This window comes from Gammaproteobacteria bacterium (assembly GCA_013816845.1).
Taxonomy (GTDB): domain Bacteria; phylum Pseudomonadota; class Gammaproteobacteria; order DSM-16500; family DSM-16500; genus Aquicella.
In genome coordinates this window covers 291,337-313,648 of sequence record JACDDU010000004.1, presented here as the reverse complement: position 1 = coordinate 313,648, position 22,312 = coordinate 291,337, and the positions used below count along the sequence as shown (strand labels likewise).

General features: G+C 35.4%; 22 protein-coding genes. 13 read left to right on the top strand and 9 right to left on the bottom strand.

Annotation, left to right across the window (positions count from 1 at the left end; translation table 11 throughout):
- Positions 1–5 precede the first annotated feature (5 nt).
- Complete coding sequence (locus H0W64_09570) at positions 6–437, top strand: hypothetical protein (GenBank protein ID MBA3661966.1); 432 nt, start codon at positions 6–8, stop codon at positions 435–437.
- 236 nt (positions 438–673) lie between these two features.
- Here the strand turns inward: H0W64_09570 and H0W64_09565 are convergent, their stop codons facing one another.
- On the bottom strand, positions 674–1,675 hold the full coding sequence (locus H0W64_09565) for an aminoglycoside phosphotransferase family protein (GenBank protein MBA3661965.1): 1,002 nt from the start codon (positions 1,673–1,675) through the stop codon (positions 674–676).
- Positions 1,676–1,962: 287 nt separating this feature from the next.
- On the opposite strand from H0W64_09565, the gene H0W64_09560 reads away from it, so the two are divergent.
- From H0W64_09560 to H0W64_09530, 7 genes are all read left to right on the top strand, one after another.
- On the top strand, positions 1,963–2,334 hold the full coding sequence (locus H0W64_09560; GenBank protein ID MBA3661964.1) for a BlaI/MecI/CopY family transcriptional regulator: 372 nt from the start codon (positions 1,963–1,965) through the stop codon (positions 2,332–2,334).
- A gap of 2 nt (positions 2,335–2,336) precedes the next feature.
- Positions 2,337–3,581 (top strand): M56 family metallopeptidase, encoded by a 1,245-nt coding sequence (locus H0W64_09555; GenBank protein MBA3661963.1) that lies wholly within the window; start codon positions 2,337–2,339, stop codon positions 3,579–3,581.
- Positions 3,582–3,644: 63 nt separating this feature from the next.
- Positions 3,645–4,049 (top strand): hypothetical protein, encoded by a 405-nt coding sequence (locus tag H0W64_09550; GenBank protein ID MBA3661962.1) that lies wholly within the window; start codon positions 3,645–3,647, stop codon positions 4,047–4,049.
- 207 nt (positions 4,050–4,256) lie between these two features.
- Positions 4,257–5,222: an IS30 family transposase gene (locus H0W64_09545; GenBank protein ID MBA3661961.1), complete on the top strand. Its 966-nt coding sequence runs from the start codon at positions 4,257–4,259 to the stop codon at positions 5,220–5,222.
- Positions 5,223–5,257: 35 nt separating this feature from the next.
- Positions 5,258–5,713: a GNAT family N-acetyltransferase gene (locus H0W64_09540; protein MBA3661960.1), complete on the top strand. Its 456-nt coding sequence runs from the start codon at positions 5,258–5,260 to the stop codon at positions 5,711–5,713.
- A gap of 262 nt (positions 5,714–5,975) precedes the next feature.
- Positions 5,976–6,974, top strand: coding sequence for a hypothetical protein (locus H0W64_09535; GenBank protein ID MBA3661959.1), 999 nt, complete (start codon positions 5,976–5,978; stop codon positions 6,972–6,974).
- Positions 6,975–7,672: 698 nt separating this feature from the next.
- Complete coding sequence (locus H0W64_09530; GenBank protein ID MBA3661958.1) at positions 7,673–8,095, top strand: hypothetical protein; 423 nt, start codon at positions 7,673–7,675, stop codon at positions 8,093–8,095.
- 252 nt (positions 8,096–8,347) lie between these two features.
- Here H0W64_09530 and H0W64_09525 read toward each other — a convergent pair whose 3' ends face one another.
- Positions 8,348–9,400 (bottom strand): protein kinase, encoded by a 1,053-nt coding sequence (locus H0W64_09525; GenBank protein MBA3661957.1) that lies wholly within the window; start codon positions 9,398–9,400, stop codon positions 8,348–8,350.
- A 35-nt stretch (positions 9,401–9,435) separates the two neighbouring features.
- Positions 9,436–10,707, bottom strand: coding sequence for a hypothetical protein (locus tag H0W64_09520; protein MBA3661956.1), 1,272 nt, complete (start codon positions 10,705–10,707; stop codon positions 9,436–9,438).
- A 429-nt stretch (positions 10,708–11,136) separates the two neighbouring features.
- Here H0W64_09520 and H0W64_09515 point away from each other — a divergent pair, with 429 nt between their 5' ends.
- From H0W64_09515 to H0W64_09505, 3 genes are all read left to right on the top strand, one after another.
- A complete protein-coding gene (locus H0W64_09515; protein ID MBA3661955.1) occupies positions 11,137–11,850 on the top strand; it encodes a hypothetical protein in 714 nt (237 codons plus the stop codon).
- A 242-nt stretch (positions 11,851–12,092) separates the two neighbouring features.
- Positions 12,093–13,151, top strand: coding sequence for a cupin domain-containing protein (locus H0W64_09510; protein ID MBA3661954.1), 1,059 nt, complete (start codon positions 12,093–12,095; stop codon positions 13,149–13,151).
- Positions 13,152–13,247: 96 nt separating this feature from the next.
- Complete coding sequence (locus H0W64_09505; protein MBA3661953.1) at positions 13,248–14,423, top strand: divalent metal cation transporter; 1,176 nt, start codon at positions 13,248–13,250, stop codon at positions 14,421–14,423.
- Between the two features lie 48 nt (positions 14,424–14,471).
- Here the strand turns inward: H0W64_09505 and H0W64_09500 are convergent, their stop codons facing one another.
- The gene (locus H0W64_09500; protein MBA3661952.1) at positions 14,472–15,251 is read right to left on the bottom strand and encodes a DUF2608 domain-containing protein; all 780 of its coding nucleotides are present in this window, start codon (positions 15,249–15,251) and stop codon (positions 14,472–14,474) included.
- A gap of 151 nt (positions 15,252–15,402) precedes the next feature.
- Here H0W64_09500 and H0W64_09495 point away from each other — a divergent pair, with 151 nt between their 5' ends.
- Complete coding sequence (locus H0W64_09495; GenBank protein MBA3661951.1) at positions 15,403–15,840, top strand: hypothetical protein; 438 nt, start codon at positions 15,403–15,405, stop codon at positions 15,838–15,840.
- A gap of 75 nt (positions 15,841–15,915) precedes the next feature.
- Here H0W64_09495 and H0W64_09490 read toward each other — a convergent pair whose 3' ends face one another.
- Positions 15,916–16,464 (bottom strand): hypothetical protein, encoded by a 549-nt coding sequence (locus H0W64_09490; protein ID MBA3661950.1) that lies wholly within the window; start codon positions 16,462–16,464, stop codon positions 15,916–15,918.
- A 161-nt stretch (positions 16,465–16,625) separates the two neighbouring features.
- Between H0W64_09490 and H0W64_09485 the strand changes: the two genes are divergently transcribed.
- Positions 16,626–18,620 carry a thioredoxin domain-containing protein gene (locus tag H0W64_09485; protein MBA3661949.1) on the top strand — a complete coding sequence of 665 codons (1,995 nt, stop codon included), beginning with the start codon at positions 16,626–16,628 and terminating at the stop codon, positions 18,618–18,620.
- Positions 18,621–18,691: 71 nt separating this feature from the next.
- On the opposite strand, the gene H0W64_09480 is transcribed toward H0W64_09485, so the two are convergent.
- The 4 genes from H0W64_09480 to H0W64_09465 all read right to left on the bottom strand — a co-directional run bounded on the left by H0W64_09480 (position 18,692) and on the right by H0W64_09465 (position 22,208).
- Complete coding sequence (locus H0W64_09480) at positions 18,692–19,597, bottom strand: hypothetical protein (protein ID MBA3661948.1); 906 nt, start codon at positions 19,595–19,597, stop codon at positions 18,692–18,694.
- A 222-nt stretch (positions 19,598–19,819) separates the two neighbouring features.
- Positions 19,820–21,340, bottom strand: coding sequence for a GNAT family N-acetyltransferase (locus H0W64_09475; protein MBA3661947.1), 1,521 nt, complete (start codon positions 21,338–21,340; stop codon positions 19,820–19,822).
- Between the two features lie 184 nt (positions 21,341–21,524).
- Positions 21,525–21,716, bottom strand: coding sequence for a hypothetical protein (locus H0W64_09470; protein ID MBA3661946.1), 192 nt, complete (start codon positions 21,714–21,716; stop codon positions 21,525–21,527).
- 93 nt (positions 21,717–21,809) lie between these two features.
- Positions 21,810–22,208 (bottom strand): hypothetical protein, encoded by a 399-nt coding sequence (locus H0W64_09465; protein MBA3661945.1) that lies wholly within the window; start codon positions 22,206–22,208, stop codon positions 21,810–21,812.
- Between the last annotated feature and the right edge of the window lie 104 nt (positions 22,209–22,312).

The following is a 22,312-nucleotide window of genomic DNA, read 5'->3' as shown; positions in this document are numbered from 1 at the left end:
TGGTTATGAAACGAAAAAAGAGTTATTTGCTGGCAATGTTTACTTTAATTTTATTGAATTTATCTATTGAGGGGTTTGCAGGGGGTACGTTTAATCAGACTGAAGATAATATTCTTCATACCACGGTATTCCATAATAAGGACCATAAAACATTAACCTTTTTAGTAACCTTTGGTGTGGGTTACGGTGATCGTCATCACTGTCAGATCGTGAAGAAAAGAATATTTAAAGCAACTCATACAGATGGCTGTGAAGCACATAATTACGGTCATTATTTAGCTAAAGAATATGGCCCAGAATTATTTACTTGCGTGAATGAAAATCTTCATGTCATCGGTAGTCAATTTCCTGATGAAAATATGACTTACGCTTTAACAAATAACGGTCAGTATTATACAAGTGCCCTCCCAGATAGAACGGATGTTTATCCAAAATAATAAAGGTCCGCTTAAGAATTAAAATGATAAAGCGAAGGTGATTTGAAGAAGTTACTTCAAACCAAATCTTCAAGGGCTAGACATAAATAACATTTGGTTTAGCCTATACGACGATCCATCCAATGCTACTGGAGGTGGCATTCATAACTAAGACAGGTGATAGCATGGAGATAAGTATGATGGGGTAAAAAAGCATCTACACCTATTGGCGGGCTCGCCTCATTCAAAAATATGATTTATTCGGTTCTGTATGGGGCAAAAGCAATTTCGACAACGCCATCCGGATTAAACATACTTTTGAAATGCCCAAACATTTCAAGTCGCGATTGGATGTCTTGATCGCGTGCAAGTAAGGCTTCCGCAAATTGTGCGATATCCTCGACAATGCGTTCGCATCTGTAATAAGACAAAATAGTTTGATCGATATTTGTCTTTTGATAACCTTGATAAAAATAGTGAATTTCATCCGATTTATTCCATACATTACCAACACCGCCACCAATGAACATCAAGTCACGTTCTTTAGGAGCCAATATGGGTTCATCCCAATCAATAATATAAATAGATTCATCCGCAGCGACTAAAACGTTGCCTGCATGAATATCTGCGTGGCACAGCACATAAGTATCAAAATTAGGACGAATTTTGTGTGATAGCGCTTCAGCAGTTTCCACTAATTGATGAATGATGCTAAGATTTTGTTTCAAATAAGATTTGAAATCGCTAGTAATTTTATCATCTGTTATATCAGATCCAATTTTATTATATAAAGATTTAACCATTTCGCGCCATTTAGGTGAGTAATTTTCTTTTCTTAATTGTTGCTTAATCTGAATGGGAACAAACGTTGCATGAATTTGATGTAAAGCTTGTCCAAGCTGTTTCCACTGTTTTTCAGTTAAATTTTTAATAAAACCATTGGGCGCAGGGATGAAAGGGGAGCTAATGACATGAAAGTGATTTACCTGTTGATATAATTTCCCTTCGAGGGTAAGGATAGGGAGAATAATTTCCTTTATGCCAGAATCATGAAGGAGACGGATAATCGATAAATTAACTTCATCATGATCACCCTGTTTAAATTTTATAAAATAAGATGTCGATTTTGCATCTGCTTTATACACACATGCATTGATATCAGCTCCACCTGAGATAAATTGCACAGCTTGAATATCAATTCCATAATAAGTTTTCATGAGACTGATAATTTCTTGCTCTTCAATAGGTTTCATTTGCATAGAAGTTATTTATTTACGAAGTAGTACAGTGTAAATCAAAAGATAAAGCGAGGATACTTTCAATTCCGTTCGAATAATTGCCCCGTAAAACCCTGGATACGGTCACCACGCAAGATGGATTGAGAAATGAGGTCATGTAATAAAAAGGTAGTTGCACTTATCTTGAAACATCACTGAGCACTTACGGTGAATTTCAAGCCAAGTGCGATATTTACTAATTAACTAGTTGCATTTTATTTTCCATATCTCTAATCTACTATCTAATTAGTAGATTAGAGATATTTATTATGCCAAGACCGAGACAACCAGGCTTAACAGAGAATGAACTAGAAGTAATGTACGTACTTTGGGAGCGAGCTCCCCTTAAGGTTTCTGATATTTTAGATTGCCTTAAAAGAACACCCCAACCTGCCTATACATCTCTTCTCACTCTCGTTCAAACCATGGAGAAAAAGGGATACATCAAACATCAAAAAGTAGGAAAAGCGTTTTCGTATCTTCCCATTCTTCAGCAGAAGAAATTTATTTTAACGGAAATGAAAAGGGTAGCTAAACGTCTCTTTGGTGGCTCTCCAGGTAAGTTGGTTTTGAACTTAGTTGAGAATGAACAACTCAACGACTCAGAAATAGAATCTCTGAAAAAGTTACTCAGTGATTAGGAATGAATTACTTTTCATATTTTCTTTTTCTGATTTCATTGTCAGGCTTGAGTCTGTTCATTATATTTTTAATTCGAGTTTTGGATTTTGCAAATACTTCTGTAGAACAAAAACTTAAGTTTATTAAAATTGGTGTAATGCTGATCGGGTTAGCGCCATTTATTTTTAGCGTTTTTAAATTATTTTCGTGGAAAACGCTTGAAGTCAATCTGCCCAGTGCAATAATGAATCACACATTGGTTCAAATTGTACCCAATATATTGACCTCCTCGCAATTCAATGGATTAATTTATTTATTTGTCGCATATATGATTGGTTTTGCAATAATGCTTTCTCGTATTTTATTTTCATATTTAACTGCGAAGGTACAATTATCAAAATCATTATTATCAACGATCAACGGACAAACCGTTTATCTTACTGAACGCATTCAAAGTCCCTTAAGTTTTGGTCTTCCCTTTGCAAAAATTTATTTCCCATTAGACGCAGAAAAAAGATGGACACCTCGAGAAATACAAATGAGTATAATTCATGAAAAAATTCATTTGGAACAAAATGATTCTTTGTGGAAATTATTTTCGCTTTTAGTGAAGGCATTATTATTTTTCGTGCCATGGTCATATTACCTTCATCGTAGACTGGAACTTGAAATGGAAATTTTTTGTGATATGAAAACTTGCACACGAACACGTGCAAACATAAATGAATATGGTGACCTTTTGCTAGGAATGATCTGCACTGAACCTAAAAATATAATTTTTACTAATTTAACAAATTCCACTTTAAAAAGAAGGTTTTTAGCTATGAAATCCAAAACAATTAAACGTTCCTTTTTGATAACCGCATTCAGCGCAATTTTACTATTCACTGGAGGAATAGTAATAGCCATGACAAGTGGGATTACGGGTGAAAAAAGTATTTTTGATATTACATCAAAGATATTGATCGATGGTAAGCTTGTTTCAAGCCCGCGTATTCGCAGTCGGGCTAATCAAGTGGCATCAATTTTTGTAGCTAATACAAATGGAACAAATAGTCTCAGCCTAGAATTAATTGCTAGAGATATTTCAGCACCCGGGATTAAAGACGCCATTGCAATGAATTGTGATGTTCAGTATAAAAATGGAGAAGAAAAAATACATTCTAAGCCTGAATTTATTCTAGCGCCAAATCAAGAAAGACGTATCCAAATTTCATCTGTCTCTGGTCACTTGTATGAAATGCTAGTAACCGCTAAAAGACAATAGTTTCATAACCGTATCCTCTATCAGATTTTTATCAGTTTAGTTTGATTTGCAAAGGGAAATAACATGAAAAATACTTTTATTAAAGCAATATTATTGTTTTTCTTCTCATTATCTTCAATAAATATAGTTTATGCAGATAAATTTTCTAACCATGCTATGAAAGCATATATTTTAAAAATTACCTCAAAAGATCCAAATAAAGTAGTGCCATTTGGCGGCTCATTCATGACAGTTTCTAATAAAAACTCTGTCATAACGAATATTTCAAATCAGGTAACTCCTTGCGAAATCCAAATAAAAACTAATTTTCTTGCAACTATGATTCAAGCACCTGATAGATATTCTGAAATCAAGGTTGAGATTGTAGAAAATAATGATAGTGTTGGACAATCAATTCTTTCAGGAACGGGACATTCAATCGTTACGCATAATGGTGGGAATACAGGTACATTTATTTTTGCTAAATAGATTGACCTATCGTATTAAAATTATACGCACAACTTAAAGAATTGGGCGTATAGAAAGTTCAAAATTAAGCACGTGAGAACCTTATATGTATTTATCAGTTGGATTCGTGAACCTTTGATTCAATTTTGAAATGCAACCTTTGATTAATTATTAGGCAGTATTTATATTTGTGCACGCTGTCAATAATATTAAAAAAAGGGATTGCTCGTGGGTCATACGCATCTAAATTATCTAAAACGATGTCAAATCCTGGCACTTTGGAAGGCTGGCTTTAATCAGAATCAGATTGCCAAAGAAGTCGGGGTATACAAGTCTACAATTTCTCGGGAATTTAGGCGCAATTTAACTTATGTACGGACAAGCATAGGTTATTGGGCATATAAACCAGATTACGCCCAAGGCTATGCTGATGCTAGAAGAAAAGCGAAGCGTCATTATTATAAATTTACTAAAGAAGTTGAAGAATTCGTAAGGACAAAACTTCTTGAGGATTGGAGCCCGGAGCAAATAAGTGGTTACGCTAAACGATGGGAATTATTTTCAATTAGCCACGAAAGGATTTATCAATTTATTATGGAGGATAAACAAAAGGGCGGAGAACTTTATAAACATTTACGGCATAAAAATAAAAAATATAGGAAGCGCTATGGAAGTGTTGCTAGATACGGAGCAATAAAGAATCGAAAGATGATAGATGAACGTCCTAAAATTGTTGGTGAAAAAAAAAGAATAGGTGATTGGAAAATCGATACGATTATTGGCAAAAATCAGAAACAGGCTGTACTTTCAATAGTGGAAAGAGTATCAAAATTTACATTACTAAGAAAACTTAAACAAAAAACGAGTGAAATGACAAAAGCCGCCATTACTGATGCGTTGGCAGAATATAAAAAATACGTTCACACAATTACCTCAGATAATGGCTGTGAATTTGCAAAACATGAGGAAGTCAGCATGGAACTCAATGCAGATTTCTTTTTTGCACATCCTTATTCTTCATGGGAACGAGGCCTTAATGAAAATACGAATGGTTTAATTCGGCAATACCTCAAAAAAGGCTCGGAGTTCACTAAAGTGACTAATCAAGACCTTGCTATAATAGAGGACAAATTGAATAATAGACCCCGGAAAACTCTTAATTATAAATCACCCAATGAAATTTTTAAAAGATAATAGCGGAGGTAGGTTTGCCAGTGATTGTATTACATATGCATCATGAGGATATCGATGTGGTAGCCAAGATACATACGCAACAATTTCCTAGGCAAAATAATTCTCATGGTTGGATAAGCTGCAATTTTGCAGCCTTTCCAAGAATAATGTTTTTTGTTGCAAGAGATGAAAAAGATAATGTTGTAGGCTATATAGAATGGTTGCAAAAAAGTGGATTTCGACAAGAATCCGTTATAGAGCTTGAACAGATAGCAGTCTTAAAAAATTATCAAGGCAAAGGCATTGGCACGAAACTGATTAAAGAGTCATTAACTCATATTAAGGCATATTTAGCTGATAACAATTCAAGCCTGAAAGCTGTATTAGTATCTACGAGGACTGATAATCAAGCCAAAGCCCTGTATAGAAAAGCTTTAGGAGCGGAAGAAGTTGCTGTGATAAAAGATCTATATTCCGCGGACGAAGTGGTTATGTTAGCACGGAATATTTAACATTTTGGTGGTTGCATTAGCAAGTTGAATGCGCGCTCCTTAGATCCAAGCTACTTCCTGTAATAGAAGTTACAAGAAGTAGTAGAGGCGTGAATACCCGTGGTTTCAAACAATCAATGCTACTCGCCCTGTTAAGACGCGTTGAAAGACTACCAGAAGTTAGAAGTAAGCTTAAAGCTTGCCTTAATAGTTAATTGTATATAATAATATCATTTCAATAATTATAAATCTTTTTTTATCCTTAATTTTTCATGGTTATTATATGCTCAGCACCTCCACTTTCTTTACCTCCCCTACTGAAGATCGTACAAAAGCGTTACTTACGACAGGACTTAAACATGTTCTTTCAACATGCGTATTGGGCGCTTCAAATAAAATGGAAGATATAGAAAAAACAAATGGGTGGGTTTGCTTTCAACAATTTCGTTATCACAAAAGAGGAAATTACAGAAAGACCAATGCTCTCCAATTAACTAATGAAGATAAAACAGAATTCTATTTTGATTCGTATAATACACGTGAATTATTTGTTAAAACAAATAAAAAATGGTTTTATCATTGCAAAGATTATGCCTCTGCACAAAATCCAGATCCCCATTTTGCAATAAAATTTTCCGGGCTCAATCCTTTATGGGATCCAGAGTTTCATCTTCAAGAAAATCACAGAAATGTTTTATTGCTTGCGATCATCGCCCAAGCCAAGAGAGCAGGAAAATGTTCTGAAAGAGCTTGTCTTTTAGCTAAATATTTATGGGAGCATAAAAAAGGCATACAAAGAATAGAAACTATTTCTTTCAATTTTGATCATGTCATCGTCATTGTTAATAGAGAAGGTAACCTAGCTGATCCTAAAACGTGGGGGAAGGCTCAAATCGTGGATGGTTGGTATCCAAAGGAAGGATCGATTTACTCCGCCAAGGAATTTATTCAAAAAGCCAAAGAAGTTAGAGAATTTATGATGAAGGAAGACGGAGAGCAATATAAGATTGGTATGAGTTACAAGAAAAAAGACTTTCCCGCAGAAATACGTTGGTCTTGTCGCGAGGAAATATTCCCGCAAGTAGATATATACCCAACCTATTCAACTTCTCCATTTTATCCGGTTGAGTATTATTATAATGTACTCAACGCTTATACTTTAGACTTATTTAAATCAAAAGATGATTTTGATCCTATGGCAGAAGAAAAAGCTCAACATGAAAAAAATTTCAAAGATTGTTTATCACAGATAGTAAGGCTACCTTCTCTCAAAATTAAGTAATTTTGTATGGCAGTAAGTCGTTGAAAAGTTCCTATGTTCGATAGCTGTTTATATTTTGGTTTGCAGCAATAGTGAACTTGAAATAACAATTCTTCCTAGTTTATAAATGTTAATACATTTCTGCAAATGGCATGAACGATTAAAATTGAAATGATGTTATTCAAAAACATTGTCGGATCTATAAAAAATAATGATAAAAAAAATATAATTTTATCGTATAAAATATTCTACATTTAGAAGGCCTAATCAGTAATGAATCGATTTATTAGCAAATTAAGTATGCCTGAAACATTGGATATCAATACAGCTACATCATTAGTTTATATGGGTCTAATTATTCTCACAGCTTACCTAACCTACTTTTATACTCCAGTAATCTCTTTGGTTTTAATTTTTGTTTTATGTTTTCAGCGAAAATGGAAAATCGAAAACCATTTAATTAAATTGACAGTACTAGCGATGCTGTTGCCATTGTTAACAAATTTATTTTTTGTATCTTTAAAAGAAATAATCATTATTAGTTTTAATGGTTTTTCATACTTAAAATCTGATATGGAAGTTCATTTTACAAACCCAACATATAATTTACTATTCAAAGCCTTACATTTAGTAAATCAATTTTTGACATGTGTTGTTATCGCAACAATATCAGCAACACAATTACTATTAAATATAGCATTTCCAATAGGGAAGAAAATTTGGCGTATAATTATTTGTTTAAAATTACAGTTCCTTTAATAATTTCTGCTTTTGTTGGATTTTTTTTGGGAATTGCGAATTTTATCAATTTATTAGAATTTACTAATTATCTAAATTCAGGTATCGATTATCGTAGAGTATTGATCATCGATAAAAAAGTTGATGATTTTTATATTCGTGCTTATCGCACGAATTATCAAGGTGCATTGGGCGCGTTTGGAGTAGAGATTGAGCAAGAAAAGTATTTACCATTTAATTTAAAATTTGTGAGGGACATCAGCAGTTATTATCATTGTGACAAGGTACAAATTGATATTTTGAATAATCATGTTATCCGCATCAAACCCGATTTTGATGAGCATGAAACGAACATCGATTTGAAATCGCCAAAAATATTCAATCTCAAGCCTTTTACGCAATAAAGTTTTTAAAATTTATGTTTAATATTGAAAGTAAATCATTTTCAATAATCTAATGATCATTGCAATTACATTTAATTAACTATGATCTGTGCTTCAAAACCCATAAATTTGGAACATTCCTTTATATATAATTGTTTGTACCTCAGTTGTAATATGCAAAAGCTGCGTTTAACAATTGAATTACCGAAGCGGGAACTCTACAAATATGAGCATATACACACTGCATACTCCCTTTATTTAATGATTAATAAGTTAAATACAAATTTTTTTTACCGGAGAATTTGAACAATCCAGGAGTGTTAGTAGATGCTGATTGTTTTGTATTAACCGTAAGTTGTTTAAAATTTCCTTGGTCGGTAATCGATCGGCAGGATTAATACTAATTAAGCCATTTATTATTTGTGACATTATGTCATTTTTTTCACTTAAAAAGTCAATAATTTGTTGATGATAATTGCTATATTGGTTAGCAAAATCATGAAGCGTTTCATCTGCATTATAGTCATAATACTTATCATATAATAATTCATACATTGTCATTCCTAAAGCATAAATATCTGAATAAGTACTATAGGTACAAATTTCATTTTTTTTATATGCACAGATAACTTCTGGGGGAATATGCGAACCTTTTAATTGACTCAAATATATTCCATTTTCTAATTGAGCTGAGCAACCATAGTCATGCAGAATTGCTTTGGCATTACTAAATAAAATATTGTCTGGCCATACATCTAAGTGTAAGTAATGATTAGCGTGTAAAAACTCTAATTGTTCTGTTAGTTGTATGAAGCATCGTATTTTTTCCGAGGCAGAAAGTTGACTAAAAATGTTCTTCAATTTAATCCCATCAATATATTTCATTATAGAGTAATGTTTCTCTTGATTATTTACGCTAATCCTCGTTAAGCCTGAAATGAATTGATTTGTTAATTTCAATAAAGTATCTTCTATTTCAATTTGTTTGTTGACGTAAACTCTTGCCTTTTCTTTGTCACCCATAGTTTTAAAATAATATTCAATCTGACTCGTAACATTCTGAATTTTGATGGCAACAATTTGCCCTGATTTGACTAAAATACCCTTCTTGACTGATCCGAAAGCTCCTTTTCCTAGCAGTTTGTGTAGTTCAAAAGTATTGCTTGAGTCATCAAAAATATATGATGAAGACAATGATGGTTCATGCGAATAAATCTCAAATGGGTTGTTAAAAAAGCTAACCCCATTGCGGTATTTATGGAGCTTCTGCAAATTAGGATTTAACTTTTTTATTAGATCAACCTTCTCGGCTGTTCTTGTATCCATTTTTGATATCCCTTTTGTTGCATTAGGTGATTACATTAACCATCATTATGATCAGCAATCACTTTTTTATAACCACATGATTCTCGCAATTTATCAATCGCATTGTGACTAATATGATTATTACTAATATCAATTAATCTTAAGGCACAAAAATTAATAAAGGGTTTTACTGCTGCATCATGTAAATTGTTATTGCGGATATAAATAAATTCTAAATATAATTTATTTAAGGCGGCCATGCCTTCGTCCCCAACTTCATTATCATTGATGTGTAAATCGTGCAACTTTGTCTGTGTCAAGCGTTTAACACCACTCGCAGTAATGTGATTATGATCTACGTATAGGTAGGTGAGCGTTCGATTATTGCTAAAACTAGCAATACCAGTATCACCAATTTCATTATTATTTAATTGCAAGGTACGCACGGTATCATTTTTAGCTAATGCTTGCGCCCCTCGTGCACTAATATGATTATTATTTAAATTTAAATATGTTGTTTCTAAACGTGATAACGCGTTAGCGCCTACATCACCAATATTATTCTCAGCCAGGTTTATATCGATAAATCGCGTAGCTTTCTTAGCTAAAGCGACAGCGCCTTTATCAGAGAATTGATTGTTATTGGCATATAAAAATTTAAGTTGAGGCATTTTAGCTATGATATCTGCAGCAGTATAATTTAAATGGTTATCAGAAATATTTAAACTGTCAATAACATTGTTTTGCGTGAATGCTACTAATCCTTCTGCGTCAAATTGATTATGAGCAACTCCTAGTGTTTGCAACTTCACATTTTTCGCAAGTTCTTTTAATCCGGCATTACCGATTTGATTATGATTTAATTGTAAATTAATTATTTTAGTATTTTTAGCTAATGCAATTGCTCCTTTATCCGTAATATTATTATCATTCAAATATAATTGGCTAATATTACTACTATTGGCTAGCATAGCAGCACTCTTATCAGAAATATTATTTTTACTTAAATTGATGCTATAGGCCTCCATATTTGCTTCGATTAACTTATTGATCCCTTGTTCATTGATATCATTATCTGCTAAATCAATACGATTAAAATCATCCTTTTTTATATAAGCAATGATGGTGGGTATTTGCTCGATCGTTATATTGCAATGGGATAAATCTAATGTACAACTTCGACTTGTTGGTAAATGCATATGATGGGCATGATCGTCAATATTGGTTATGCACTGATTAGCTAGCGCGTAGTTGGTTGGAAGGACGGTGAGTAAAGAATTGAGTAATAGTAGTGATAAACGTTTGGTCATGATTTTTTGAGTTGACATAGATATTCCTAGTATTCATTTAAAAATTCATTTGCATACTTTAAAACCATGACTTAGTAAAGTCAACATACATAGGGAGCTATATATTTTAAATAAAGAGTTTCATGCGCTTAATGAGCTAAAAGCGCCCGACCTAATTTTGGTGATAAGAAGAGAGAAATTTGAGGCAATAGGCTTGAACACCATATTCTTGTGAAAAATTTTACTGATGAATTGAGCGACTGCACGCATTACATCTTAGGGGACATACCTCTAAGGTTTAGAGCTAATCTAGATCTCTGAAATTTTTACCGATTACTTTATGGCGCTAACGTATTGAGTTAAAATAATTTCCGAATACGTGACTAGATTCTGAATCTCGCCCTTTACACTTTGTATAATTCCTCTGTTATCATATTAATATTGCGCCTTGCGCTTAAGGAGATTGGCATGGGAAAAATTACATTAGGCTATGATGATAACCTTGGATTGCCGAGTGATTTTGCAGCAAAGATTGGATGTGAAATTAAACCCTATCATGATTTGTCACAAATGATTGATGCTTATGATCAAGGTCAATTAGCTGCAATGTTTATTCCTGCGGGAACACTTCCTTATATAAGTCAGTATGAAATTATTGCGCAAGCACTTTTTGGTCCCGATAATAAAAGTGTATTGCAATCTAATTTTGTTACAACAAAGAATATGACTATTGAAGAAATTAAAAACTTTTCATTAGGTCGGGTTAATGAATACTGCACAACGAGTTATTGGGCGCCTCTCATTTATTTAATAGATTTAGTTCCGCAAGATACTGTTATTAAATTTGTCGAGACTAACGGATTTGAAGATTTATTATTGAAAACAGCATCGGGAGCTGTTGATGGTTCCACGGTATGGGATATTTATTTAGAAAAAAATCCTACTGCTGCAAAAAAGGTTCATGAGTTATTTCATGTCAGTAATTTACCCACACCCATCATCATCGGCAATCAACAATTTCCTAGTGAATTAAAAAATAACATCACTCAATTTCAATCGGAAGATCACGCTTCTTTTTTTCATAACTTTACAGCTGCCGATCTCAATTCGATTAATCAATTTAAATCTCAAATACAAAGAGCCAGACGTCATTTCAATCTCAAAATAGATGAGTATATTTAACGTTTTTAATTAAAATAAATAAGTTATTTTTAATCATTAATAGTAAAAAATTAAGCAGTTATTGTGCTCTAATTTAAGGCACCTCCCCTTTTTCATTCATATTTTTTATGCCTAAAACCTGCTAACTCGTTAATTAATTGAAAAATCATCCATTGGGGGAATCTATTTTTATATACTAAAAATAAATTTTCATCATCAACACTGAAACCTTTATAATAAATAAAACAAGGGATGAAAATAGCATGGACAAAAGTAGCCTCGTAACAGCTTTTCATCTGCAGACAACTGATGTGATTTCTCCGACGATTACCAACAATGTTGGCAAAGCTTTTATTGTTGATAAAAATAATTTCGCGGCCCTTGCAGGGGTCACTTGTTATGCATTGGAGGTTTGGGATGCTTCAATGCGGTTGCCGCACTGGCATCCCAATGCTTCAGAATTAGGCTATGTTGTCTCAGGTACTATCGAAGTTATTATTTGGCGCTCACCTGGTGAGAGTGCGGTTTTTACTTTATCTGCAGGGATGTGTTGGTTCATCCCGCAAGCAGCATTGCATTCTCTTAATAATGTGGGTGATAAACCCGCGCAATTGTTTGTTGGGTTTAGTTCAGATACACCACAAGATATCGATTTACCTGTCGCCTTCAATGGGATCCCCGCGCCCTTACGCGATGCTTATACTTCCCCTCATACTGAATTACTCAATTGGCAAGGTACGACTAGCAATCCGCTGGTGGGGAAATTCCCTCCTCTTCCGGAGTTAAGGCACGTCTTAACTGCAAGTCCATATGGTTTTGATCTGGCTAAAGTCACGCCGTTATTTGATGAAAAATTAATTGGCTCAGTTGTGTGGGGTATTCAAAGTAATTGGGCTATCCTCGAAAATATTTCTATCTTGCGCGCCAAATTAAAACCTAATGTTGCGCGTGATGCGATTTGGTATCCTGATGTTGGTACCTTGTACGTCGTGGCTCAAGGCACAGGAACGTTCCATCTCATCATGGCGGGATCAGAGCCTACGCCTATCGCTGTCAAAATGTTTGATTATTTTTATGTGCCCGCAGGTTTTTTGCATACTTTTATCAATACTTCAAACACTGATTTTGAAGTTATTGCTTTTTTCACTAAAGCAAATCCACAGCCAGAAGTATCTTTATCCGTTGCCACAAGCTTTTTCCCAGACATGATTCGACAAGCTGCTATGATGCAGTATGGAAATCTACAAAATACCGGTGACCCCTTGAAACATTTAAATTTTAAAACAAAGAGTCCTTACCTCATCCCCCTCAAATCAAAGTAATGATGCACGAAATTTTTCTACAGGGAAGTAGAAATGACAGTAACGCGATTTAGTTTTTTCTCTAGAGTTTCATTAATTGGGCCCGGTTTACTGGTGATGTTAGCCGATACGGACGCAGGCAGTTTAATTTTATCTGCGCAAAGTGGTGCAACTTGGGGATATCGTTTATTACTTTTGCAAATTATTCTAGTGCCTGTTTTATTTATGGCGCAAGAATTAACCCTACGTTTAGGTTTAGCAACCGGTAAGGGACATGGGGAGTTAATTAAAGAATACTTTGGTTCGTGGAGTGCTTGGATTTCAGTCGTGACGCTCGTGATTTGCTGCATCGGCGCATTGCTAACCGAGCTGAGTGGATTAGTAGCTGTGGGTGATTTATTTGGCATTGCACCCGGGAAAACATTAGTAACGGTCGTTAGTTTACTTACCCTTATGATATGGACGGGTTCTTACCGTTCGATTGAGCGGATTGCAATTTGTGTAGGAATTTTTGAAATTATTTTTGTTTTGCTTGCTTGGCTTGCTCATCCCGGTGGAACCGGCTGGGTATATGAAATGGTTGATATTCCTTTGGGGAATACTTCCTATTTATATTTAGTCGCAGGCAATATTGGAGCTGTCTTGATGCCCTGGATGATTTTTTTTCAACAATCTGCCGTAGTTGATAAAGGGCTTAAAATAAATCATTTACGTGCAGCGCGTTGGGATACGGCCATGGGCGCTGTTTTAACTCAGGTTATCATGGCTTCAGTTTTAGTACTTGCCACCGTCACCCTGGGTCAAGTCAATCCAAATATGCCACTTCAAAATATCACCGAGTTTAGTAATGCAGTGATTCCTAAGCTAGGGTCTTTTTATGGTCTTACTTTATTTGCTTTAGCAATGGCGGGAGCCGCTATCGTTGCAACGATAGTTGTGTCATTAACAGCAGCTTGGGGAATCGGAGAAATGATGGGCTTCCGTCACTCCCTAAGCGATCATCCAAAATCTGCACCGTGGTTTTATGGTTCTTATATTTTTATATTAATCTTATGTGCTCTGCTAATTTATAGTAACGCTAAGTATTTGGTCGCGTTAAGTGTGGCTATCCAAGTCATGAATGCTATTTTGCTTCCTATGGTACTCATGTTTTTATTTCTTTTAGCTAAACGCGCCCTACCCCCACAATATGCTTTAAAGGGTTGGTATAGCATTTTTGTAGGTACTGTTTTATGCATTACCTCAGGCTTTGGTTTGTTGGCCGGATGTGTGGGAACATTCATGAGTTGGTAAAAGATTATGCTTCCAAAATGTTTATAAAATAGTCTACGCCAGAATTATTTAAGGCTTGAGACTTGATTTAGAGTCAATTAATTGTAATTTATAAGCAGCCTCTTGAGCTTCAATCGGTAACATTTCAATTATAGTTTGTAACTGTTGATTGGCTGCAAGCAAATCAACTTGTTGAGTTTTTAAATCTAGAAACGCATAACGTAAACCAGCAAAAGGAATACCACTTGGTTCAAGAAAAGATTGAACAGTGTTTAAGTTTTTCAGCTGATCATCAACCATGACGATATGGAGAGGGCGGAAACCAATTTGTTTAAAAAAGTTAATGAGAATTGCCCCTTTATTGCATCCATCACAAAAAATAATACCATCTCGATAAGTGGATGATTTATTTTCGTTGTTATGGATTGCCAATGACTTGGGATATAGGTTTTTGGAGAATGCTAAATCGATGTCCTTTAATTGACGAAGGGTGGGTTCGGCAATGGATGTACTCCGTGCGGTTAAAGCAATAACAGGCAAGCCAATTGCTTGCAAAGCATTGATGATTTTCAAAGTATTTTTTTCTACCTTTTGCATTTTAGCGTAATGTTGAGCAGCATGATAAATGGATAGGACAAGGGTGCGGACTTCTGCCTCATCAGTGATCATCGTTGCAGCATATTTGAGTAAGCCGACAAACCATTGATCACTGCATAAAGCTTGGGTTGATTCGATAACGGTATTGTCTAAATCAAAAATGATCACACTATTAAACTGGCAATATTTAAGCATGTTGCGTAATCGGGGAGCTTCAAATATTCCTAGTGGAATTTTAGAATGTCTAAACATCAATTTTATTCCTTCAATTAAAATTATCCCTGTGACAGCGCTAAACGCCTTCAACTTCTTCTTTATTATTCCCAAATTTTCTATGTTAAAATAATACGCAGTTTGGTGGTCTTACTTATCTGTTTTTCTCATACTTTAAGGAAACTTTGCCATGGAAATCTCTGCCCAATCAAATAAGATTTATATCGTTCTTGTGGGCAGTGCGCCTATGGCAAGCCTTGATGCCTTAATGTTATCTTTGGAAAGATTCAAAAATATATTAGGTTCAGATAGTGCTAAGTCGCAATTTGAAACAACTTTAAGAAGTATTCAACCTTCTTTGCATGCTGTAAATGCTTTTATCGAAAAAGTTTACGCTGAAAAGAATCCGACTATGGCGGTGACGATGAAGGGACGCACTCTCATCGTCGAAGTTGCTTTAAGTAAAAATGAATTTTTAAATTTAATTAACTGTGATGCAGTCGATGAAATTTTGTCGCATATCATGGCCGTGGGTTCGATGCCTGCAAATAAAGTCGCAACACAAACCAGCAGAGATTATATTTCTTTTCCGGTAAAATATATTAAAGGTGAATTTAAAAAATTTTAAAAACTATAAATCATGAAATTGCATTTAATCCACGCTATCCAGTCTTTAAGTCTGCACAGCGTGAATTGTTTTTGCTTATTTATTTTTATGAACTTGGGCAGTCGCGGGCGATTTTTCTTGCTTTAAGGTCGAGACTTTTTCCGGAACGACTACCACCGGCATAATAAAAGGCCAAGGGTGGTCCATTTCTTTAAACATACTTAGCATCATTTTATGCATGTCTTGCTGAAAGGCTTGGTGCTTTAATTGCATTTGCTTCATTTCAGTTGAAATGGCGTCCGGGGAAGGTGACGTTGTATTTCCATAATGAATATATTGATAACCATGCGTACCCTCGTTATTGCGAATGACATGATAGCTCACTTTCGTATTGCCTAGTTCGGTCGATTTTACCCAGCCCACATTACCGTTGCGCGGGTCTGCAACTTTAGTCCAGAGGCTATCTTTCGGTGTAAAAATAGGAATGACGCCCATTTCCGTATCATAAGATCCTGCTACTTTACTACTTGCATCGGGTTGGTCATAAAAGTTTACATTTTTGGCGATACCTTGAACGGCCCATGCGCCACTGACAATCGTCATACCCACAGAAAGAATAAGTTTTACGTAAAAATTTTTATTCATAGGTTCTCCTTCAATCGATCTAACCTCATTTGGTTACTTAGAATTAATATGGGCAGGATTGTATTTTTCAAGGGTTAATCATCATTTTGAATCCGCAAAAATCTTTCATCGCCTATAAAATAATGTAATTATTTGTTTAATCATTAATTCCGGGATTAAATATGTCGAATCATTTAGCTAACGAAGCAAGTCCCTACCTCAAGCAACATGCTGAAAATCCCGTCGAATGGTACCCGTGGGGCGAAGAAGCTTTTGAAAAGGCGCGGCAGGAAAATAAGCCCATTCTCCTTTCTATTGGTTATGCAGCTTGCCACTGGTGTCATGTTATGGCGCATGAATCATTTGAGGATGTAGAAACTGCACAACTCATGAACAAGTTATTCGTTAACATTAAAGTCGACCGGGAAGAGCGACCTGATTTGGATAAAGTTTTCCTGACAGCACATTATTTATTGACGCGTAGTGGCGGTGGCTGGCCTTTAACAGTCTTTCTCACACCCCAAGATCAAGTGCCCTTCTTTAGTGGAACTTACTTTCCTCCTGAGCCGCGTTTTCAATTACCTGCATTTAAAGATATTTTAAAACGGGTTGCTCAAGCTTACCAAGAAAATCCTAGCGCCCTACAAAAACAAAACAATGAATTGGTTAATTTTCTCAATAAAGCTGAGCATGCGATTCCAGTCAATTTATTAAATGATGAACCCTTGCTACTTGCTGAACAAACAATGCAACAGCAATTCGATAAAATAAACGGCGGGTTTGGGGTTGCACCAAAATTTCCTCAACCTACGCGACTGGCATTTTTGATTCAAAGACATTCGCCCATGGCATATGACACGATGTGTCATATGGGAAAAGGTGGCATCGTGGATCAACTGGGTGGTGGATTTTTTAGATATACCGTGGATGAAGCGTGGCGCATTCCGCATTTTGAAAAAATGTTATATGACAATGGTCAGCTTCTTTACTTGTATAGTCAAAGTAAAGATGTAGATTTTAACAATATCGCGAGAGCGGTTGCTTATTGGTTAGAAAACAATATGCAAGACCCTGCCGGGGGATATTATTCAAGTATGAATGCAGACTCTGAGGGTGAAGAAGGAAAGTTTTATCTATGGCATAAGCAAACCCTTGAAAGTTTACTGAATGCCGAGGAATTTGCTCTCATTGAGCGTTATTTTGGTTTGCTCCACCCTCCTCTTTGCGAAGGACAATGGCATCTCTATCTTGCCGAATCCCTGGAAGCGGTGGCCAGTCAATTAAAAATAAACCTTAACGATGCGAAAGAAATATTATTTTCAGCCACACAGAAAATGATGGTTACGCGTGCGCTACGTATTGCACCGAGCATTGATAAAAAAATATTAACTGCATGGAATGCTTTGACCATTAAAGGGATGTTGACGGCAGGGAAGGTATTAAATGAATCCCGTTTTACCCAGTCAGCTTTACGTGCACTTGATTTCATTTACGCACAAGTGAAACCTGATAAGAAATTATTTGCGTGTTACAAAGATGGGCGCGGTTACCTTACGGGTTACTTAGATGATTATTCTTTTTTAATCGACGCCCTCTTAGTTGCGCTCCAGATTAATTGGCGAAATGATTATTTATATTTTGCCATTGATTTAGCGGATATTCTTTTAAATGATTTTTATGATCATGACCAGGGTGGCTTTTTTTTTACAGCGCATCAACATGAAAAATTGCTTTATCGGCCCAAAACCATGATGGATGAAGCCATACCTTCAGGGAATGGTGTAGCAGCGCAGGTATTGCTGACATTGGGGCATTTATTAGGTAATACGCAGTATCTTTTAGCTGCTGAAAAGACATTGTATGCTGCCTCATCGGCATTATTACAACACCCGACAGAACATTGTTCTTTATTATTAGCTTTGCAAGCGTATCTTAAACCTCCATCGATTATTATATTACGTGGGAAAGAATCTGAACTTAACCATTGGAAGAATAAGCTCAAAACAAATGACAATATAGTGTTGGCTATTCCAAGTGATATAACAGCATTGCCGCAAGCTTTAGCCATGAAAAAAGCACGTGATCAAGTCACCGCTTATGTTTGTAAAGGTGAGCAATGTCAGGAAGTGAGTGACAATTTGGAAAATTTAAATGTCTCCAGTCCATTAGAAAAATAATTTTTTAAAAAAGTTAGGAGGATGACCTTTATTTTGGGTCATCCGGTTATTAAAGCGACACGTAAGCCGACTTATGGTTTTAAAGCAGGTGTTGGGGAATCACTGTTTAATGCCGTAAGCGTTTTGTGAAAGTGAAATAATCCAATTGATTGTGGTCCTTTAACTGCGGATGGATTGGGCGCTTTTTCCTGAAAGGTTTGCGTCAATCCCAAAGGATTATTATTTAAAAGATGAACTTGATTAAAAGGTGAGAAAGTTATTTTCTCTGTTTTCTGGCGTTGCAAAGGAACGTGTCGGAAGAAAATATTGAGTAAATCTTGTTGTGATACAGATTCAGCTAATGAGCAAACAATCTCTAAGTGACCATAGTGTGGCGGAAATTGTTTATGAATAGTCTTTATGTTTTTAGTTGTGAAATCATGTGGACTTAAAACGACGAGATAGTGTCGATTTATATCGGGTTGCGAGAAATAAATATGGGGCATCGTGTATTGGTTTACTGCATTATTGGGTATAGCTAAAGAAGATAAAGATGGGTAATTAATATCTTTTATTTCATCTACGAATTTGCAAGATGCTGATTTCCTTAACTGGTTTTTATCCGCATAATGTTTTCCTAAAAATTTAGCACGATCTGTATTCGCTAAGATAAATATTTTATGATAGGCATCCGTACTCAAAGTTGAAGAAAGTTTGCTTATCAGAGCATGGACCGTCGGAGTTTCCGGTAAATTTAAAAGTTGATTGACCACTACTTCAAACCAAGCTTCAACTTTCTCTTCATATTCTCGAGCGTTAAAATGATTAGAAAGAAATATTTTTTTTTCGTCTTCTGTCAATCTAGCCACGACTAAATCTTTTTCTAATTGTTCAGGTTGGGTAAAGCCTGCGGCGTTAAAAAGTTCAAGGACTTGTGTGAGAGCATGCTCGGAAGCAAAGCCATATTTCTCTAGTACTTTGGTGAGGTTATGAATCATAGCCCGGTCCTATTCTGATTAATTATTGAGCAATAATAGAGAGGCACAGAGAGAATGTCAAACGAGAATTTAGCGCTTTATTAAGATTAAGGCATTGTAAAATAATAAAAAAAACAGAAAAAAACTAATTTAAAGTTTTAAGGCTTCATTAAGAAAAGGTACTCTTTTCTATTTGAGTGGCTTTAATAACGCACGCTTATAACAGACCGGTTATTGAAACTCTCATTTCAATCCAAACTGGCTTATGGATGACGAATGAGGCTCTCCAGTCTCTTCTTTTTTTATTTGGAAGTGAGAGTTTTTTTCAAAAAATTCCGTGGACGAGCTAGGTTTCAATTGTTTTACGCAAAGTTGATAAAGATTAACAATTGCGGGAATAGAAAACATTTCAGGAAATGTTTCTTTTAGTTTAGCGCATTGATGATGACGTTCAGTGGGTGAAAAGCAATCTTGCGTACATAATATGCGAACCAATTTAAAAAGTATACGCTCTTGTTCAGCATCTAAAACTTTACTAATTTTGATTGATTGCAGCTGATGGTGCAGTGCATTCAAAAAATTAAATGACAAAGGAAAATGAAATGTTTCTTTGTTTTCTTGTAATTTAGACTCAGAATTTTTACGGCGTTGGCAGCATTCAAGTGCGTCATCAAGATTAAATAAACTATATTCAAAAAAATGTTCGTCATGGTAATGACCATCTTGATCCTTGAAACGATATTTTTGTGAGCCAGTAAAATCAAAACCAATTGCTTGTAAAGCCTCGATTGCTTCTATTTGCGATGCGGGCAATTTCAATTCAAGGCGTTTTACATCAGGATTTGAATCTTGAGAATGCGCAATTAAATTTTTAAATAATACGATGCCAGCATCTTCTTGATTCAAATCGATCTGTATATTGTTAAGCATAGCAATGTGTCCCAGTCCTGCTAGCTTTGCATCAACTTCACCTGCCGCGACAATTTGCCCTTTGGAAAGCCGTACTGTATAAATTTTTGCACGGCTGATTTTATCCTGAATAACTTCTTTCCTTTTTGATAAGGGTAAATGCGATAATTCTGTTGCGCCTTTTTCAAAAAAAGTAGTGAGTTCATTAGTGTCATCTACTTTTGCCAAAGAAAAATTATAGTTGTCATTCTGAGTCTGCAACTTATTTTGTTTAATTTGAGCTAAGGGTTTACTGGGGAAGTAGCAATCTTGTTTAACTTGAGATTCAAGTAACATGCCTGAGAAAATTTCTCCGGAGTACCAAGGATGTTGTTTTGCTTGATATAGATCATCACTGGATCTAAACCAATCATTGTAATAACTCTCGCGCACAAAACCGGCTTTATCGTAAATACGTCCCAACATCGCTACCGCATTATCCATTTCGAATGTTAATTCTAACCGTGCAATTTCAGGATGATGATCAATGATGTATTGTTTTAATTCGTCTAATATTTTTTTTCCATGTCCTTTTCCTTGATACTTAGGGTCAATAGCCACGGATGCAATTTTAGCTAAATGTTGATAAGCACCCTCAGGTGATAGGATAATTCGACAAATTCCAATAGGCTCACTTTCATGAAAATATAAAAAAACTTTGCCTGCCTCCGATTGGTCTAGGAATATAGGATGAAAGGCTACATCGAGTCGTCTTGCCCAATGCATCCAAGGATTATTGAGCCGATTATTATAGATACTTGAGAAGGTTTTGAATTCATTGCTATCAAGCTTGGCAAAATTAATAACTTTTAGCATTAATCATCCTCTTTTCTCACACATCTACTAAGTATAGAGCGAATTTCAAAGATAGTAATTCTCTAACTTATTGAATGAATTGTTTTTTTAAAAGGAAGTATGAAAACTAAAGGGGGGTTGCAGGTAAGCGTCAAGTTCAGAGAGACGTTAGAACGGTGCAATCGTCTCTCCTACCCTGTGAAATCTAGCGTCTACCGCTTAAGCCCGTTGCTTGGATTGCGGCTGGTGGAGGACTGCGATACATATAACCCTCATTGGTTACTGAAGGCGAATAGGAAGGGTTAACATAACCTTGCTGGGATGCTGGTTGGTTGGTCGTGGCACAACCATAAAGCATGACCATTGCTAACAATAAAGCGGCTTTAAAAGAATTCATCGATTATTCCTCCTTGAAATGTTTGTCCCTAAGTTAATTATCTATTTTACCATAATCACTATCGGAGGCAGAATCTAGCTAACTTATTGTAATTTATCGAAAATCGTATTCACACGTAATGTAAACTGGAAACGGTCCATGATCATTACTGATCAGTACTACACCTGTAGCATCAGCTTTATTTGTGTATAAAACCCCAATGGAAGCAGGCAAGAGTTGTTTATATTGCACCTTGTGGTAAGTCCATTCTAGGGCTGGGTCATAAGCTGACCATAGACTTTGTTTGCAAGTGACGCCGCGTCGATGTGCCATTTGAGTTGATGCAAAATAGGGAAATTCTGTTTGATAGGTGGCTTGAATGCATTCACCCCGGTTAAGTTTAAAGTGGGTAAAAGGAATGTTAACTTGATTAAAGGTGTTAGTACATTGTGCGTGTGTAAGATTAAAGGTTAACAAAAATAACAACATCACCGCAATTTTAAGAATACTCATCCTGACTTCCCATTTGTATTATTTAAAAATTAACTCATGCTTTGCAAACTTGGCCCAAGATATCACAACGTTAGTTTTAATCTAGCAAAAAGAATTAAGTACAT

Coding starts and splice junctions, on each gene's coding strand:
- H0W64_09570 (MBA3661966.1), top strand. CDS start 6: ATGAAACGAAAAAAGAGTTATTTGCTGGCAATGTTTACTTTAATTTTA.
- H0W64_09565 (MBA3661965.1), bottom strand. CDS start 1,675: ATGCAAATGAAACCTATTGAAGAGCAAGAAATTATCAGTCTCATGAAA.
- H0W64_09560 (MBA3661964.1), top strand. CDS start 1,963: ATGCCAAGACCGAGACAACCAGGCTTAACAGAGAATGAACTAGAAGTA.
- H0W64_09555 (MBA3661963.1), top strand. CDS start 2,337: ATGAATTACTTTTCATATTTTCTTTTTCTGATTTCATTGTCAGGCTTG.
- H0W64_09550 (MBA3661962.1), top strand. CDS start 3,645: ATGAAAAATACTTTTATTAAAGCAATATTATTGTTTTTCTTCTCATTA.
- H0W64_09540 (MBA3661960.1), top strand. CDS start 5,258: ATGCATCATGAGGATATCGATGTGGTAGCCAAGATACATACGCAACAA.
- H0W64_09535 (MBA3661959.1), top strand. CDS start 5,976: ATGCTCAGCACCTCCACTTTCTTTACCTCCCCTACTGAAGATCGTACA.
- H0W64_09525 (MBA3661957.1), bottom strand. CDS start 9,400: ATGGATACAAGAACAGCCGAGAAGGTTGATCTAATAAAAAAGTTAAAT.
- H0W64_09520 (MBA3661956.1), bottom strand. CDS start 10,707: ATGTCAACTCAAAAAATCATGACCAAACGTTTATCACTACTATTACTC.
- H0W64_09515 (MBA3661955.1), top strand. CDS start 11,137: ATGGGAAAAATTACATTAGGCTATGATGATAACCTTGGATTGCCGAGT.
- H0W64_09510 (MBA3661954.1), top strand. CDS start 12,093: ATGGACAAAAGTAGCCTCGTAACAGCTTTTCATCTGCAGACAACTGAT.
- H0W64_09505 (MBA3661953.1), top strand. CDS start 13,248: ATGTTAGCCGATACGGACGCAGGCAGTTTAATTTTATCTGCGCAAAGT.
- H0W64_09500 (MBA3661952.1), bottom strand. CDS start 15,251: ATGTTTAGACATTCTAAAATTCCACTAGGAATATTTGAAGCTCCCCGA.
- H0W64_09495 (MBA3661951.1), top strand. CDS start 15,403: ATGGAAATCTCTGCCCAATCAAATAAGATTTATATCGTTCTTGTGGGC.
- H0W64_09490 (MBA3661950.1), bottom strand. CDS start 16,464: ATGAATAAAAATTTTTACGTAAAACTTATTCTTTCTGTGGGTATGACG.
- H0W64_09485 (MBA3661949.1), top strand. CDS start 16,626: ATGTCGAATCATTTAGCTAACGAAGCAAGTCCCTACCTCAAGCAACAT.
- H0W64_09480 (MBA3661948.1), bottom strand. CDS start 19,597: ATGATTCATAACCTCACCAAAGTACTAGAGAAATATGGCTTTGCTTCC.
- H0W64_09475 (MBA3661947.1), bottom strand. CDS start 21,340: ATGCTAAAAGTTATTAATTTTGCCAAGCTTGATAGCAATGAATTCAAA.
- H0W64_09470 (MBA3661946.1), bottom strand. CDS start 21,716: ATGAATTCTTTTAAAGCCGCTTTATTGTTAGCAATGGTCATGCTTTAT.
- H0W64_09465 (MBA3661945.1), bottom strand. CDS start 22,208: ATGAGTATTCTTAAAATTGCGGTGATGTTGTTATTTTTGTTAACCTTT.